The organism is Phycisphaerae bacterium, assembly GCA_024102815.1.
Lineage (GTDB): Bacteria > Planctomycetota > Phycisphaerae > UBA1845 > UBA1845 > JAGFJJ01.
Map to the genome: position 1 here is coordinate 320206 of JAGFJJ010000048.1, position 16099 is coordinate 336304.

Genomic DNA, 16099 nt, shown 5'->3' on the forward strand with positions numbered 1-16099 from the left:
TACGGTGAGGGATTGCGGATGCTGGATGATGCTGGGCGGAATGTCGGAGACCGCCGTGACGGTGAATCCGCCGACGAGAGAGAATACGAGCGAACCGTTGGGCGTGGTGAAGGAGACGGCGGCGTCTTTGGATCCCGCCGGCTCGCCTGGGGGGATACTGAACACGGCCGTGACGACGTATTGACTGTCGTGGGTTACGGAGGTTCCGCCAAGGCTGCCAATGGTCACACTGTCGGGCAGGACGCCGGCCGGTGGTGCCGGTGGCGCGTCGGTATCCAGGTTGAACGTCACGACGAGATTGGTCGTACCCTGCCCTGCGGAGTTCGGACTGACGGACGTGATTTCGTTGGTCGTCTGTGCGAATGTCGCCGTGTTCGCCAGACACAGAACCACAAGCGCAAGGCTGCGCCCCGCGATGATGGAGTTTCTCATGCCTCTTCCCCCTGCTTGAAGGGCCAATTCTCCGGCAAGTCCATTATGCGAGAACCGCGATGTCGATTCAATCGTGAAATCTAGTCGAGCTCGCAGGTCTCGCCTTCGCGCACGACGCATCCGCGCCAGGCTTCGAAGCAGTTCGTCGTGTTGCCCGTGCTGCTGATAACCTCGCCGATCATGTGCGTGTTGTTCTCGTCCACGGAGGCGCGGAAGAAGCCGGGGTCGCGATCGGCCTCGAATTGGCCGCCATCGAGCGTCCACGTGCCGCGTTCGCCCGCAACGCCGATGCCGTACTCACCGCTCGCGTAGAGGATGAGGCTGTCCCATCCCTTGCTCTCGCGCGTCGTGCAATCCTGATAGTTGAAGTCCCAGTCTCCGGCCATGGGGGCACTGGGGAAGACGGAAACGGTTACCGGATCGGACAGCACGGAGACCGAGGAGTTGCTCTCGAAGACCTCGCACTCGAAGGTGTACTCGCCGATACCGGGGAGCAGCCGCGTGATCTCCACCATCTGCTCGCCCTGAACCTGTGCAGCGGGCAGCATCTTCGCGGGAACGCGCTGTCGCGGGCCGACGGCGCGAATCTGAAACACCAGGCTCGGCGTATCGACATCGACTGCTTTGCAGGTCAGCACCACGCCGCCTACGCCCTGTCCGCGCTGGGTGAAGCAGTCGGGGCATGTGTCGGGCACGGCCGTGAACTCGGTGATCCGCGGCGGCTGATTCTCCGGCGGATTGCTGTTGTCGTTGGTGTTGTCATTGGAATTGTCATTTGCATTGTCGTTGGTGTTCGAATTGTCCGGCTCTTCCGTCATGCAGCGGAAGCGCTCGCACCAGCCTTCGTCGCATTCGAAGTCATTGACGCATTCATGCTGACAGGCAGCGTCGCGTTCGAATAGCTCCAGCCCCAATCCCTCGCCACCGGCGATCATGAGCGTGCTGAGGCGCAGCGCCGCAATTTGCGCAGACTCACATCGCCGCCGCTGCGATGAAGAACTGGGCCATTTGTCGCAATCGGCTGAATAGACACTGACGCCGAGGAATAACCAGGCATTCATTGTCGCGGCGAGTTCCTGGGCTTCCGTGCTGGCGGTCATGCAGGCATACAACGGGTGCTGCACGACGTATTCATCGGTCCGCCGCGTCTCCGGCACGCCGAGGTCCTTCATCGCCCCCTGCGTGAATTTGCGAATCCAGAAATCCACGGAGCCGCTCATTCGCTGGGCGCGGAGCATGGATTTGGCATTGGAGAGATCTGCAAGCGCCGCGTCCAGATCGATGTCGTCCAGGGAGATGTCCACTCCGGAGGCGAATTCGACTCCACCCAGGGTGGCGACGAAGTTGATTGTGTCGTCGGCATTGTAGCTGAACGTAACGACGAGGGTGTCCTTGGTGACGGTCGCAGGCCGGCCTTGCTCGTCGAACGCAACGACGATGTGCTCGTCCGAGTTGATGTCCCATTCCGTGAATGTGGCCGTGGTCCCGTCGTCGGTGCCCTTGAGCGTCATGGTCGCGTCGCCGCCGACCTCGTCGACGACCAGCAGGGCCGAGCCGTCGGTCGGAAAGGTGAGTTCGCCTTCGGGCGCGCCCTGGTCATCCGGGTCGCCGTCGGTCGACGGCGTGGTCGAGCACGCCGCCCAGAGCGCCACCGCGACAGCCAGCCCCGCGGAACCGTATCGCTTTATCGTGTTTCGCATGGTCTCCCTCGATTTCTTGCCCCAAGGTCCTCACGGCAGAAGCTTCGCCCACTTCTGAATGTCCTATCGTCAGGCGCGCGGTGCGGCATCAAGGATATCCGTTAAGACGTCTAACCCAATCGACTTGCGGAAGGGGCTCGGCTTGACAACCATCGCCCAGGGGCGGAATCTGCCGCCCGAGCACACGGGGCGGGGCGAAGGTCCGCGCCGCGCCGGTTTCCGTTGGAGGTTGTGCAGATCATGAAGCGATCCCCGGCAGGCATCACTCTGATGGCAATCGCAGCGATGGGAGCCGGTTGCACACATTCCGGGCAGCGGACAACCAGCGGAGCGTACTCCGCGGCTGAAAGCCGGCCGGGGTCATCGGCGGCGATGCAATGGAGCTTCGACGATCTCGCGCCGGGCAAGCTTCCCCCGCACTGGGTCGTGGCCGAGACGCGTCCGACGCGCGACCTGGCCCGGTGGGAGGTCGCGGTCGATCCGGCCGCGGCGTCGGGTAAGCAGGTCCTGTCTCTTCTGGAAACGAACAGCGAGAGTCCGACATTCAATCTGGCGATCGCCAACGATACGTCCTTTAAGAACCTCGAGCTCTCCGTAAAGGTCAAGGCGGTCAGGGGAGAGATTGACCAGGGCGGCGGCCCCATCTGGCGATGCAAGGACGCCAACAATTACTACATCGCCCGCATCAACCCGTTGGAAAACAACTACCGCGTCTACAAGGTGGTCGGCGGGCAGCGGAAGGAGCTCGGGTCGGTCAACACGATGCTCGAGGCGGGACGATGGTACACGCTCGGCGTGACCATGCGCGGCAGCCGAATCGAGTGCACGCTGGACGGCAAGCGCCGGCTGATCGCGGACGACCGTGCCTTGCCGGATGCGGGACGAATCGGTCTGTGGACCAAGGCCGACGCGGCCACCTCGTTCGACGACTTACACGTTCGTGCCTTTGACCAAGTTGCCTCAGCGCCGCACTAGGGCTTCCGCGGACAGATTTCCGGACAGACGCCGAAATGTGTTGCCGCCCGGCGAAGTCATCCATACTATCCCCCGCCCACGGCGAAACGGTCACGCCGGGGCTTCCCTGCATCGAATGGATTGACCGAGGCGCTCATCGCCCGCGACGACAGGGCCGCCGCCCTCGCCGGCCGGGCGATGTCCACCCTCAAAGCGTTCCATGAAAAAAGTCCTTGTTTTCTCGATTCTTCTGGTTCTCGGCCTGGCGGGATCGCAGTTGCTTCCCTCGCTGGTTGGCGACGCCTACAAACCTCTCCAGGATGCCATCCGATTCCTGACGATGGTCGGGCTGTCATTCATCATGATTCACGTCGGGTACGAGTTCGAGATCGACAAGTCCCGACTGCGCCAATACGGGTGGGATTACGTCGTCGCGGCGACGGCGGCGGCGTTTCCGTGGGTCTTCTGCTGCCTTTACTTCATCTTCGTCATGCTGCCGAGCGAGATCTGGTCCTCCTGGCCCATCTGGAAGGAATCGCTGCTGGCGTCGCGGTTTGCGGCACCGACCTCGGCCGGCGTGCTCTTCAGCATGCTGGCGGCCGCCGGACTCAGCGCCACCTGGGTGTTTCGCAAGGCGCGGATACTGGCCATCTTCGACGACCTGGACACCGTTCTGCTGATGATTCCGCTGAAGATGGCTATGGTCGGTCCGCGCTGGCAGCTTGGCGTGATCATCCTGATCATGGGCGTGCTGCTCTGGATCGGATTCCGCTGGCTCCACCGGGTTCGCATGCCCGTCTCCTGGCCCTGGGTGCTGGGGTATTCGGCGGCAATCGCCGGTGCTTCGGAGATCATCTATCGCTTCAGCAAATTCTTCGACGATACGGTGCCCATCCACATCGAGGTATTGCTGCCCGCCTTCGTGTTGGGCTGCATCATGGCTCATCCCAAGGGGCAGGATCCGCACGCCGATGACAGCCGCGAGGGCCACCAGGAAGGTCCTGAATCACCCGAGGAGCAGAAGGTCTCGACCATCATCTCCGCGGTGTTCATGGTTCTGGTGGGGCTTTCCATGCCGCTGTTCCTGGGCAGCGCGTCCTCGGAGGCGAAGGCCTCCGTCTCGGCCAGTGCCCTCACAACAGCCACGCCGGCGATGAGCGCCGCGCAAATCGCCCTGCACGTGCTGCTCATCACCGTGATTGCCAACCTGGGGAAGATGTTCTGTGTTCTGTGCTACCGGCGCGAGGCGTCGCTTCGGGAGCGCCTGGCGGTCGCCATCGGCATGTGGCCTCGCGGCGAGGTCGGTGCCGGAGTCCTCGTCCTGTCCCTTTCCTACGGCATCGGCGGTCCCGTTGTGGTCGTCGCCATGCTGTCACTGGCGGTGAATCTGCTCCTGACCGGCGTGTTTATCTGGTTTATCAAGAAGCTCCTTCGCACGGCGGCTTGAGCGATGCAGACCCGTTCGTGGAGTGGTTTCGCCTGCGGAAACAGATTATCGGCCTTTCGCGACGGTGGTTCGGCTACGGCCCCAGAGCGACTGCCCGAAAGGGTGGTTGGTATCGGTCGTATTCTCCGCTAGAATCGGGGCCTGTCGGGCCGGGAGCTGTCTAAACCAACCCGTCTGATTCTTCACGGAAACGCGGAAAGCGTTCGCCTCGTTGACATTCTGCGCACGGCCTGCTTGCCTGTCGGCGACGGCCGGTCGCCGACCATTGGGAGAGAACATCGTGAGAAGCCACCCCACACACCTGTACGCTCCGACCATTCTGTCGGCGGCGATCGTCGTAACGCTCGCCGGCGCAGCGTTCGCCCAAGAGTGCCAAAACCAGCTCGAGATCGACGTCTGCAAGGCCGGTTGCACGGCAACGGGCGCCGTTTGCGGCGGACTCTGCGACTTTGCCGGCGGAACGTGCTGGCTGGGATGCCAGGCGGCTTTCGGCACGTGCGATCTGGGCTGCGATGCGTGCAATGCCGGTTGCGACGTGTGCTGCTTCCTGGGCACGTGCAATTGCAGCGATTGCCGCGCGGACTGCAACGCCTGTCAGCGGTCCTGTGACAATGCTCGCGATGACTGCGAAAACGGCTGCATGCTCGATTGCAGCGGTTGCATGCTAAACTGCGAGCGGGACTGTCAGAGCATCTGCCGCCCCTACCGGAAAATCGGCGAGGGCTGCGACCCCATCTTCAATCGCTGCGAAGACGGATTGACCTGCTGGCCGTTCATTTTCCAGTGCTTCCCCGCAGAAAATGATAACCTCTATTCGGATGAAGACTGCCTCAAGTTATACAGCAAGGACCTTCACGAAACGGCAATGAACCTGGGAAATGCCCAGTCGTATGGAACGAGTGGCGCCGCGGCCGTGGGGCTCGGTGAAACGCTGGAAACGGGAACCGTCTACGGTCCGTACGGGGACTACGGGTGCTACTACACGACGTGCCTGGGCGGGGCGACAAACGTTACCGTCAGTCTCGCCGCATGCTCGGGCCTCTATCTCTCCTATGACGATTTCAAGGGCGAGTCCATTGCGTTTGTCGAAGGAGTCGGCGAGATCGTCGGGTTCGCGACGGCCCAAGTCATCAATCCGAGCGGGGATCTCATCGGTACATTCGATTGCGTGTCGATCGAGGCGAGCATCTTGCCGATCGACGCCGGCGTCTACGACTGCACGACCATTGTAAACACCGTGGGATATCGCGAGCCGGGCACCGACGTTCTCGTTCCCGTAACCAACAACCCGCCGCAGGCCCTGTGTCGGGATCGGGTGGTTTGCGCCAGTCCCGTGACCTGCGTCGCGAGTCCCAGCATCGACCACGGCACGGTCGATCCCGATGGCGATACGGTCATGATCGTGCAGGATCCCCCCGGTCCGTACGGCATCGGCGAGCGCCTCGTGACGCTGGTGGCCACGGACCCCGATCTGGCGTCGGACACGTGCACGGGGACGGTGACCGTCGAAGACTGTGATCCGCCCTTCATTACCTGCCCGGATGACATCACCGTGGACTGCGAAAGCGATTCCCAGGCGGTGGTCGATCCCGGCTCGCCGGAGGTTGCTGACTGTTCTGAATTTACAGTCATGTCGCCTCAGAAGCGGAGCTTCCCCGCCGGTACGACCGAAGTCGTTCACACCGCGAAGGACATCTTCGGCAACAAGAGCTTCTGCCGCCAGAAGATCACCGTGGAACTGCCTGATTCTGACGGCGACCGAATCCCCGACTGTAATGATCTTTGTCCGACGGTTACTGCCTTGTCTCCTACGGGGTGTCCCGGCATCTGCCTGGATCCGGAGGCCGACGGTGTGTGTTCCGCGACGGACAATTGCCCTCGGGTCTTCAATCCCGAGCAGCTTGATGCCGACGGCGACGGCTTCGGCGATGCGTGCGACGAATGTCCCGATGATGCGGGAAAAAACCTCCCCGGGATTTGCGGGTGCGGCGTGGCCGATACCGACACCGACGGCGACGGCATCGCAAACTGCACCGATCAGTGTCCGGGTACGGCCGCTGGCGTCCTCGTCGATGCCGCCGGCTGTCCGGTCGAACCTGAGCCGCCTCAGCCCCTTCCCGACGCCGACGGCGACGGCGTGAGTGACGACGCGGACGCCTGTCCCGATACGCCGGCCGGTGAAGCGGTGGACGAAGTCGGCTGTCCGCTCGAACCGGAGCCGCCGCAGGTGCTTGACGCCGACGGCGACGGTGTGTCCGACGAGATGGACGACTGCCCGGACACCCCCGCCAATACCGCCGTTGACGAAGTCGGGTGCCCGCTTCCCGCGGATTCCGACGGGGACGGTGTCGCCGACGCCGAGGATGCCTGTCCGGATACGCCGGCGGGAACGAGCGTGAACGCCGCGGGCTGCCCGCAGGGCATTGGACGGCTGCCCTTCCCCTTCATGTGCGGGAGCATGGGCATGATCGGATGGGCGTTCCTGGGGCTGGGGCTGACGACGCTGGCCCTGGCGCGACGAAGACCGATCTGACAGGCTGGTCCTTTCGAATCAGACGGATTCCTCCGCGTTCGCGCGATTGCCGCGCGCCGAACAAACGGGTAGCTTGCGACGGCTGTGGCAGGCCTGCGCCCGTTCGGTGCTGCGTTTTCCGGAGGAATCTCCATGCGAACTCCGCTTATTGCCGGCAACTGGAAGATGCACAAGACGCTCCGCGAAGCGCAGGAGCTTTCCGGAGCGATCCGGGAGGGGCTGCAAGATGTTCGCGGCGTGGACGTGCTTCTCTGTCCGCCGTTTCCGTATCTCTTGCCGGTGGGCGAGGCGGTTTCGGGATCGCCCATTCTTCTCGGTGCCCAGAACGTTCATGAGGAGCCGCAGGGGGCGTTCACGGGTGAAGTTTCTGTTTCCATGCTCGTGGACGCAGGGTGCAAGTACGTGATTATCGGACACAGCGAGCGCCGGCATGTCTTCGGTGAAAGCGGACATCGCCTGGCCAAAAAGGTCCGGGCGGCCGTAAGTGGTGGACTGAACGTCATTTACTGCGTCGGCGAGACGCTGGAGGAGCGCGAGGCGGAGCAGACCAACGGCGTGATCCACCGCCAGTTGGAAGAGGTTGTTGCCAAGGACGTGCCGATCGAGCGGCTCACCATTGCCTACGAGCCGGTCTGGGCCATCGGAACAGGCAAAAACGCCACGCCGTCCCAGGCCCAGGACGTTCACGCGTTTATCCGCCCGCATCTGGCGGGGGTTTACGGGGCGGCTGGAGCGGATAAAATTCGCATCCTTTACGGCGGAAGTGTTAAACCAGGGAATGCTGCGGATCTCCTTTCGCAGCCGGACATTGACGGGGCGCTGGTTGGGGGCGCCTGTCTGGTAGCCGCCGACTTTCTCGCTATCATATCCGCAGCGCGGCCGTGATGCGCGCCGGACCCGCCATCTGGCGGGTATTTCACAACGAGGACGAGGCATGTTGATTCTTGCGGAAATGACGTGGACACAGTGGTTTCTGGCCGGGTTGATCATCACCTCCTGCGTGTTGCTGATGGTCGTCATCCTGCTTCAGAAGGGACGTGGCGAGGGTCTGGCCGGGGCGCTCGGCGGTGGAGGCGGCGGAGCGTTCGGCTCCAAGACAGGCGACATGTTCACCTGGGTGACGGTCGTGCTGGCCTCGATCGTCCTGCTGCTTTCGGTGGTGTCGAACTTCGCGTTTGATCCGACCCGAGGGCGCGAGGCCGCCGCGACAGCGCCCGCTCCGGAGCAACCGGCACAATCGCCAACGCCGGCGCCGATGACCGTTCCGATTACGGTCAATGAGAACGGCAACATTGAGATGCCGCCGGGCATGGAAGGCGTGCTGAACGTAACCACCGATGCGGGCAAGGCCCCGCCTGCTGAGCAGAAGACCCCGGCCGCTTCGGGGTCGGCGCCGGCAGAGGAGACGCCCAAGGACAGCGCCGGCACACCCGCGCCGCAGGAAGAGCCCAAGAAGCCGGAGGGCGGCACCGCTCCATGATTCTGTCGATGACGGGATACGGATCGGCCTCGTGTGTGGCGGACGGCGTCAGCTACCTGGTCGAAGTCCGAAGCGTCAATCACCGTTATCTCAAGCTCAATATCCGGCTGCCGGACGCATGGCAGTTCGTCGAGGCCGCGGTCGATCGCGTGCTTCGCCGTCGGTTGAGTCGCGGTAGTGTTTCCTGCACGCTGCGAATTCGATCCGAAGGGATCGGGGGCATGCCGCCGCTGAATCTGGACGTCGCCCAGAACTACGCGGACGCGCTTTCAAGCATTCGCCTGCCTTACGGAATTCAAGCGACGATCGACTTGAGCGCACTGGCCGGTCTTCCGGGGGTCAGCGAGACGTCCGAGATCGACGACGAGACCCGGCAGGAGCAGCAGCGCCGCGTTGAGCAACTGACCGACGAGGCCTGCGACTCGCTGATGGCCATGCGCCGCGATGAAGGGGCCGTGCTCCGGTCGGCGCTGGTCGATTTCTGCGACCGCCTTCGTGAGCACCTGGCGTTCATCCAGGAAAGGGCTCCCAAGGTGGTGGTCGAATACAAGGATCGGCTGCAAAGCCGCGTTGCCACGCTCATGGCCGCCGGTGGGTTCGAATTGCAGCAGGATGCGCTGGCCCGCGAGATCGCCATCTACGCGGAACGATGCGACATCAGCGAGGAGATCACCCGATTCGTGTCGCACCTGGGCCAATTCGGCGAGCTTTGTGATCGCCCGGAGCCGGTGGGGCGGACGCTGGATTTTCTGGCGCAGGAGCTTCTGCGTGAGGCCAATACGATCGCATCGAAAAGTGCCGACGCGGAGATCGCCTGGGCCGTGGTGGAAATGAAGGGACTGATCGACCGCCTGAAGGAGCAGGTTCAGAATGTCGAGTGACACAGGCTCGTCACGAGGAAACGAGCGCGGCCGGCTGGTGGTGATCAGCGGTCCGTCGGGAACGGGTAAATCCTCGATATGCGACGCGTTGCTGGAGCGCCTTCCCAACGCAGTGTGGAGCGTGTCCGTCACGACGCGCCGCCCACGTCCGGGCGACGTGGACGGGAAGACGTATCGTTTCGTGGACGCCGCGGAGTTCGACCGCCGCGCCGAGCGGGGCGAGTTTCTGGAATGGGCGGAATACTGCGGGCAGCGCTACGGCACGCCGCGCCGCGCGGTCGAGGAGGCCGTCGCTTCCGGCAACATCATCGTGCTGGAAATCGACGTGCAGGGCGGCATCCAGGTGGCCCGGGCGATGCCCGAGTCGATCCGCATCTTCATCCTGCCGCCCGATCCGGCGACGCTGCGGGCGCGACTGGAAGGGCGGCGGACCGAAGGGGCCGAGGAGTTGCAGCGTCGACTGGAGAAGGCCGACGGGGAAATCGCCGTGGCGCGGGACAGCGGGTGCTATCCCCATTTCGTGGTGAATGACGACCTGGAGGAGAGCATCGGGCGCGTCCTCCAGATCATCCGGGAGAACCAAGCGATATGATCGAGGCACTGCGACACGAGGAGTTGGTGAACAAGGTGGGCGGGCACTTCAAGCTGACGGTGCTGATCCAGCGGCGCTGGCTTCAGCTCATCCAGGGCGCGCGTCCCATGGTGGACGATCGCGGCCTCACCCCCATGGAGGTGGTTGTCAAGGAGATCCTCGAGGACAAAATCTGCCTGGAGGAAGTCGAAGCCGAAGACCTGGAAGCGGCGGCCAATGAGTGACATGAACGTGTCACCTGATCTGGCGGACCGCGAGGTCGTCGTCGGCGTTTCCGGCGGGATCGCCGCGTACAAGACGGCCGAGGTCGTATCACGCCTCGTGCAGCGCGGCGCCGGGGTGACCGTGGCCATGACGGCCGCGGCGCGCGAATTCGTCGGTCCGGTCACGTTTCAGGCGCTTTCCGGGCGACGCGTGCTCACCTCGATGTGGACGCCGGAGGATCCTTCCGACGTGCAGCATATCCGCCGCACGGACGAAGCGGGCCTTGTCCTGCTGGCCCCCGCCACGGCCAACCTGATCGGCAAGATTGCCGCCGGGATCGCCGATGACATCGTTACGACACTCGTGGTCTCGGCCGCATCACCCGTGCTCATCGCCCCGGCCATGAACGCTCGCATGTGGGGTAACGTCGTCGTCCAGCGAAACGTACACACGTTGAAGGAACTGGGTTTTCATTTTGTCGGTCCGGGTGAGGGTTGGCTGGCCTGCCGCACCGTGGGCGCGGGGCGCATGGCCGAACCCGCGGAAATCCTCGAAGCAGCGGTTGCGCTGCTGAAGTCCGCGCCGCCGCGTCCGAATCAGAAGGGCTGATAGGCCGCGCGGCGTAGCCGCCCGCCGGTCCGCGTAAGCTTTCCATCACGTACGCCATGCCTGCGGATCTTACATTGCTTCGCTTGCTGATCACCGCCGGTCCGACGCGCGAGCATATCGATCCCGTACGGTTCCTTTCCAACGCCTCCACGGGACGAATGGGTGTGGCCATCGCCACGGCCGCGGCCGCGCGGGGACACGACGTGCATCTCGTCGTCGGCCCCGTCGACATCCCGGTTCCCGAGGGTGTTCACGTTCATCGCGTGATCAGCGCGGTCGACATGCTCGAAGCTTGCCTGCAACTTTTCCCGGAGTGCCACGCCGCTGTTATGACTGCCGCCGTGTGCGACTACCGCCCCGCGAAGCGCGAGACGCGCAAGCTGCCCAAGCACGAACGAGGCCTGACCCTCGCCCTGGAGCCCACGCCGGATATCTGTGCCCGTCTCGGGGCGGTCAAGGAGCACCGCGTGGTTGTGGGGTTCGCGCTGGAGGATCACGACCACCGGGCCCACGCCGAGGAGAAACTGCGCCGCAAGAACTGCGACGCGATCGTGCTCAACACGCCGGAGAACATTGCCGCAGACCAGGGCCGGGTCGAGGTCCTCCGTGCCCAGGGCGGATGGTCGCTCCCGCTGGAAGGATCGAAGGGCATGATTGCCGAGTCGCTCGTGAGCCTTCTCGAAGACCTGGTCAGTACCCGGTGAGCCGGGCACGCGCAGCCGGACAGCGCATCGGGGCCGGGTTCTCAACCGTCGCGCGGCCGGTAAGGAGGGCTGCCTTGGAGATGTCATTGCAGGGTAACTGCGCGACGGAGGGGGCTCGCCGAGTCGGCAGGAAATGCCCGGGCGCCGCGATTGCCGATCGTGAGTATCTAATCTATTGTAAAACAATTGATTGTGAACAGCCTGGCGTTCCTCGGACAGAGTGCGAGGTGCCCTACGCCTTCGTAATGGGCTTTCAGAGCGAGTGTAAGCTCTTCACGTTACCCCTATTATCGTTCAAGGATTTTGAGCCCCCTATCCGATGAGCATGGGGCCGTTCCGTTGCGACTTGGCGCGCGGAGTATACACCGGGATAGGTGTGTGATCGCATGGGAGGTGCGACGGGCCTGCGGGTGTGGATTGTGGGATTGGTTATTGACTTGCCAGTTCCGCACTCTACAATTCGCCCGCTGTAGGCTTGCAGAACGTGCAACCGCGTGCTTCATGCGCAGGCGGGGGCAGCAACGTTTACGGGAGGCTTGCGGGTCGGCGTTGGCGCGTTGCCGCTCGCTCAAGTCCCCCAACTCAAGGACGTTGGCGGATTCACGAGATCAGGACGGTATACGGAACCGCTATTGTTCGGTGGTACGGACACCATTGATTCGCGGCAAACGGAACGTAACCGCCTCCGATCGAGCTGCTGGAGAGGGCAGGTCGAACGGTGGGGTTGCGCCCACAATATTCGTTTGATGTGGGACACAGGAAAGAGCGTGTGCGAAACCGCACGCCACAGTCTTCTCAAAACTGGAGGATCGACATGTTGTATTCGAGGAAGTTGAGCGACACTTGGCTTCGCACGGGTGTGCGGGGCGTGTCCCTGTTCGGCACGCTCTTCTGTGCGGTGGCCCTGGTGGTGCTGGCCACCGGCTGCCCGGTTCCGACGCCGACGACGTGCACGGAAGACGCCGACTGCGACGACGGTACTTTCTGCAATGGCGCGGAAACCTGCGTGGCCGGGGTTTGCACGCCTGGCGAGTCGCCCTGTGCTGAGGGTGAGACCTGCAACGAGACGGACGATCGCTGCGATGTTTGCGACGCGGACGCCGACTGCGACGACGGCGACCTCTGCACCGATGACGCTTGCACCGCCGGGCAGTGCGTGAACACCGCCGTTGACTGCGGTGACCAGGTCTGCAACCCGGACGATGGAACGTGCGTTGACTGCCTCGACGACACGGACTGCGACGACGGCCTGTTCTGCAACGGCGAAGAGACCTGCGGCGCGGACAACACCTGCGCGGCGGGAACGGACCCGTGCATGGCCGACGAAGTCTGCCTCGAGGCGACGGATGAGTGCGTGGCGGTGGAGTGCGACGTGGACGCCGACTGCGATGACGGCGACCTGTGCACGGATGACACCTGCGTCGACCAGCTTTGCGTGAATACGGCAGCCGACTGCGACGACGGCGTGGCTTGCACGGATGATTCCTGCGATCCCGACACGGGCGAGTGCCTGAACGTGGACAACTGCGATGCAGGTCAGGCCTGCAACGAGACCACGGGCCTCTGCGAAGATGCCGCCTGCGAGACCGACGCGGATTGCGACGACGGCCTGTTCTGCAACGGTGCCGAGACCTGCGTCGACATGGTCTGCACCGATGGCACCAGCCCGTGCAATGAGGGCGAGACCTGCGACGAGGACACCGACACCTGCACGCCGATTCCGGGTGAGACGCTGGACCTGACGCTGGGTCAGGACACGCTGACCGGAACGGCCGACGCGGACATGTTCAGCGCCCCGCTGCTGTTCAACGCCCCCACGGGAACGAGCCTCCCGTCGCTCCAGACCGGTGATAATCTGAACGGTGGCACAGGCTCCGATACGTTGACGGCCACGTTCAACTTCACGGCCGGCACGACCGTTTCGCCGACGATTGCCGCGATCGAGACGTTCGGGATCACGGACCTGGGTACCGCGGCGACCACGATTGCGGGCGGTGGCATCACGGGTCTGACGGATGTGAACCTGTCCAACAGCATCAATACCAACGCCTTCGTGTTCACGAACCTGGCCAACGTGGTGAACCTGGGCCTGGCCAATCAGGCTGTCGGTGCGTCGCTGTCGTTCGTGACGGCCGCGACGAGCGGTACGGCCGATGCCATGTCGCTGACGCTCAACGGTCTCACCGCGGGCGTGGTGACGATTACCAGCGCCACGACCAACGGCATCGAGACGTTGAACATCGTTTCCAACGGCACGTCGAACACGCTGACCACGCTGACCCAGACGACGGGTACGACGCTGGCCACGGTGAATTGCTCCGGTGCCGGTAACCTGACAGTGACCAACGCCCTGCCGAACACGGTGACGACGCTGGATTGCTCGATGGCTACGGGCAACACGAACCTCACCAACCAGACGGCGGGCAACGTGACCTACACCGGCGGTACCGGTGACGATACGTTCACGTACACGGGAACCTACGCCACGACGGATACGTTCAACGGTGGCGACGGTACGGACACGTTCGGTCTGGCCAGCGCTTCGCTGGCGGTTTCGTCGAACCAGACGAACGTGACGAACTTCGAGGCCCTGACGAGCACGGATGCGGTGGCGGCCAGCTTCACGGCCTCGCGTTGGGGTTCGATCGCCACGATCAACCTGCCGTCCGGCTTCGGCGGTGACTTCACCATCACTGTTCCGACGGGCACGACGATCAACTACGGCTCGACGGCGGACAGCGCCAACAACGCCGACGCCACGTACAGCATCAGCGGTTCGGGGACGACGGACGCATTGACCATCAATCTCAACGATCACGACACGCAGGGTACTGGCGCCATCGTCGCCAGCGGTGTGGAGACGTTGACGATCAACTCGAACCTGAACAGCAACGGCGCTGCGGCCGACGGCGGTGTGAACACGCTCTCCGGCGTGGTGACCATGTCGCCGACGTTCGGCAACGGCACGTTGAATATCGCGGGTGCCGAGGCGCTCACCATCAGTGGCGTGATTACGGCGGGCACGATCAACGCCAGCACGGCCACGGATGACTTCACCATGAGCGGCACGCCTGCGGTTTCCGGTGTCAACATCACCGGCGGTAGCGGCAACGATACGCTGCTCGGCTCGACCGGTGCGGACAGCATCACCGGCGGTGCGGGCAACGACGTCCTCAACGGCCAGGCGGGCAATGACCTGCTCACCGGTGGGGCCGGCAATGACACGTTCCGCTTCGACAACAGCGTCGCGGCCGGCGCCAACCCGGACATCGTCACGGATTGGACGGACGGCAGCGATCTGGTCGGTATCTCCGAAGGTGACACGTTCACCGCGGGTGGTGCGACGGGTCTTGCCCAGGCTGGTGGTGCGGCGGGCTCGCTCGCTGCGACGGCTGCGGGCTCGGTCGTGGTGACCAGCATCGGCCAGAGCGGTGCGACGGCCGTGGGTACGACGCAGTTCATCAAGCTGACGGCTGCGGTGGCCAACGCCGGTACGGACCAGACGACGTTCGACGCCGCCATCGGCTCGGCGACGGTGACGGGTCTGACGGCCGCGACCTCGATGGTCGGGTCGTACTACGACACAACCAACAGCCAGTGCGTGATCTTCGAAGTCCTTTCGACGGCGACGACGAACACGGTGGTCGAGGCGGCCGACGTGATTCGTATTCTCGCCAAGATCAGCATGTCGCAGACGGACTACGGCAACTTCACGACGAACGACATCGTGATTTACTAAGCGATGTGACGGCTCGGCCGTTCTCCGAGCTCGAGTGAAGCTGATTGACTCAATGTGCCCGGCGGGTTGGGACCTCCCAGCCCGCCGGGTGCTTTTTTCGGGACCAACAGGAAGGGGTGGCGGTGGTCGGCGGAAAAAGCGTTGGGCAGCGGGGCGGAACTCCATTACAATCCGGAACGATGGCAAACCGATCACCCGATGAGCCTGAACCGGAATTCCGCTTCGGCGGTGGATTGGTTCGTGTCGGAATCGGGCACCTTGGAGTGCGCCTGGATGATGTTGCCAAACGGTGAGAGGGCAGTCATCCCGGAGTCGAAGCTCCGCGACTATGTCCTGAGCGCTTCGCATCCTGTTGGACGGCACCACGCGGAGCGCTTTCGGCGGCTGCTGGGAATCGGACCCGACGACTGGCGCTCGTTGCAGAGTTTCCTACAACGCGCCGCGACTGAGGAGCAGGTGGAGAAGGTAGATCGCGCGCCGTATGGTATGAAGTATGTCATGCGACTTGAGCGCGACTCGGCTGTCGGCAAAGTGACTGTGATTGCCGTCTGGATCGTTGACGCAGGGGAGGACGTTCCCCGTCTCGTTACGTGTTATCCGGAGTAGGCTCATGCTGGCAGAGAACGACGTAGTCACTGTTGTCGAGGACGACCCTCAACAAGGCGTGGACCGCGGTGATGTAGGGGCAGTTGTTCATTGCTATCCACGGAAGGACGCCTACGAGGTGGAAATCCTGGATGAAGCTGGACGAAGCCGGGGCACGAAGATGCTCCTCGGGAAACAGCTACTCAAGCTCAACCTGCGTTCACTCGTTGCTTGAGACG

At 63.5% G+C, this 16099-nt stretch carries 14 protein-coding genes; 13 read left to right on the forward strand and 1 reads right to left on the reverse strand.

Features of this window, described 5'->3' with window-relative positions:
• Nucleotides 1-512: 512 nt before the first annotated feature.
• Nucleotides 513-2132: a hypothetical protein gene (locus tag J5J06_12390; protein MCO6437882.1), complete on the reverse strand. Its 1620-nt coding sequence runs from the start codon at nt 2130-2132 to the stop codon at nt 513-515.
• Between the two features lie 240 nt (nt 2133-2372).
• Here J5J06_12390 and J5J06_12395 point away from each other — a divergent pair, with 240 nt between their 5' ends.
• The 13 genes from J5J06_12395 to J5J06_12455 all read left to right on the forward strand — a co-directional run bounded on the left by J5J06_12395 (nt 2373) and on the right by J5J06_12455 (nt 16095).
• The gene (locus J5J06_12395) at nt 2373-3107 is read left to right on the forward strand and encodes a hypothetical protein (protein MCO6437883.1); all 735 of its coding nucleotides are present in this window, start codon (nt 2373-2375) and stop codon (nt 3105-3107) included.
• A 199-nt stretch (nt 3108-3306) separates the two neighbouring features.
• On the forward strand, nt 3307-4533 hold the full coding sequence (locus J5J06_12400) for a sodium:proton antiporter (protein ID MCO6437884.1): 1227 nt from the start codon (nt 3307-3309) through the stop codon (nt 4531-4533).
• Between the two features lie 1630 nt (nt 4534-6163).
• Nucleotides 6164-7066, forward strand: coding sequence for a thrombospondin type 3 repeat-containing protein (locus J5J06_12405; protein ID MCO6437885.1), 903 nt, complete (start codon nt 6164-6166; stop codon nt 7064-7066).
• A 132-nt stretch (nt 7067-7198) separates the two neighbouring features.
• On the forward strand, nt 7199-7951 hold the full coding sequence (locus tag J5J06_12410) for a triose-phosphate isomerase (protein MCO6437886.1): 753 nt from the start codon (nt 7199-7201) through the stop codon (nt 7949-7951).
• 49 nt (nt 7952-8000) lie between these two features.
• The gene (secG, locus tag J5J06_12415) at nt 8001-8546 is read left to right on the forward strand and encodes a preprotein translocase subunit SecG (GenBank protein ID MCO6437887.1); all 546 of its coding nucleotides are present in this window, start codon (nt 8001-8003) and stop codon (nt 8544-8546) included.
• Nucleotides 8543-9427, forward strand: coding sequence for a YicC family protein (locus tag J5J06_12420; GenBank protein ID MCO6437888.1), 885 nt, complete (start codon nt 8543-8545; stop codon nt 9425-9427). Before secG ends, J5J06_12420 begins: the two co-directional genes overlap by 4 nt.
• Nucleotides 9417-10019 (forward strand): guanylate kinase, encoded by a 603-nt coding sequence (gmk, locus tag J5J06_12425; GenBank protein MCO6437889.1) that lies wholly within the window; start codon nt 9417-9419, stop codon nt 10017-10019. The genes J5J06_12420 and gmk overlap by 11 nt, the downstream gene beginning before the upstream one ends.
• Nucleotides 10016-10243 (forward strand): DNA-directed RNA polymerase subunit omega, encoded by a 228-nt coding sequence (locus J5J06_12430; protein ID MCO6437890.1) that lies wholly within the window; start codon nt 10016-10018, stop codon nt 10241-10243. The genes gmk and J5J06_12430 overlap by 4 nt, the downstream gene beginning before the upstream one ends.
• Nucleotides 10244-10262: 19 nt before the next feature.
• Nucleotides 10263-10832 (forward strand): phosphopantothenoylcysteine decarboxylase, encoded by a 570-nt coding sequence (locus J5J06_12435; GenBank protein ID MCO6437891.1) that lies wholly within the window; start codon nt 10263-10265, stop codon nt 10830-10832.
• A gap of 74 nt (nt 10833-10906) precedes the next feature.
• Nucleotides 10907-11536, forward strand: coding sequence for a phosphopantothenoylcysteine decarboxylase (locus J5J06_12440; protein ID MCO6437892.1), 630 nt, complete (start codon nt 10907-10909; stop codon nt 11534-11536).
• 814 nt (nt 11537-12350) lie between these two features.
• Nucleotides 12351-15275, forward strand: a complete 2925-nt coding sequence (locus J5J06_12445) for a hypothetical protein (protein MCO6437893.1) — start codon at nt 12351-12353, stop codon at nt 15273-15275.
• Between the two features lie 198 nt (nt 15276-15473).
• Nucleotides 15474-15881, forward strand: a complete 408-nt coding sequence (locus tag J5J06_12450; protein MCO6437894.1) for a hypothetical protein — start codon at nt 15474-15476, stop codon at nt 15879-15881.
• Nucleotides 15882-15885: 4 nt separating this feature from the next.
• Entirely contained in the window at nt 15886-16095 is a 210-nt protein-coding gene (locus tag J5J06_12455; GenBank protein ID MCO6437895.1) for a DUF4926 domain-containing protein, read from the forward strand.
• Nucleotides 16096-16099 lie beyond the last annotated feature (4 nt).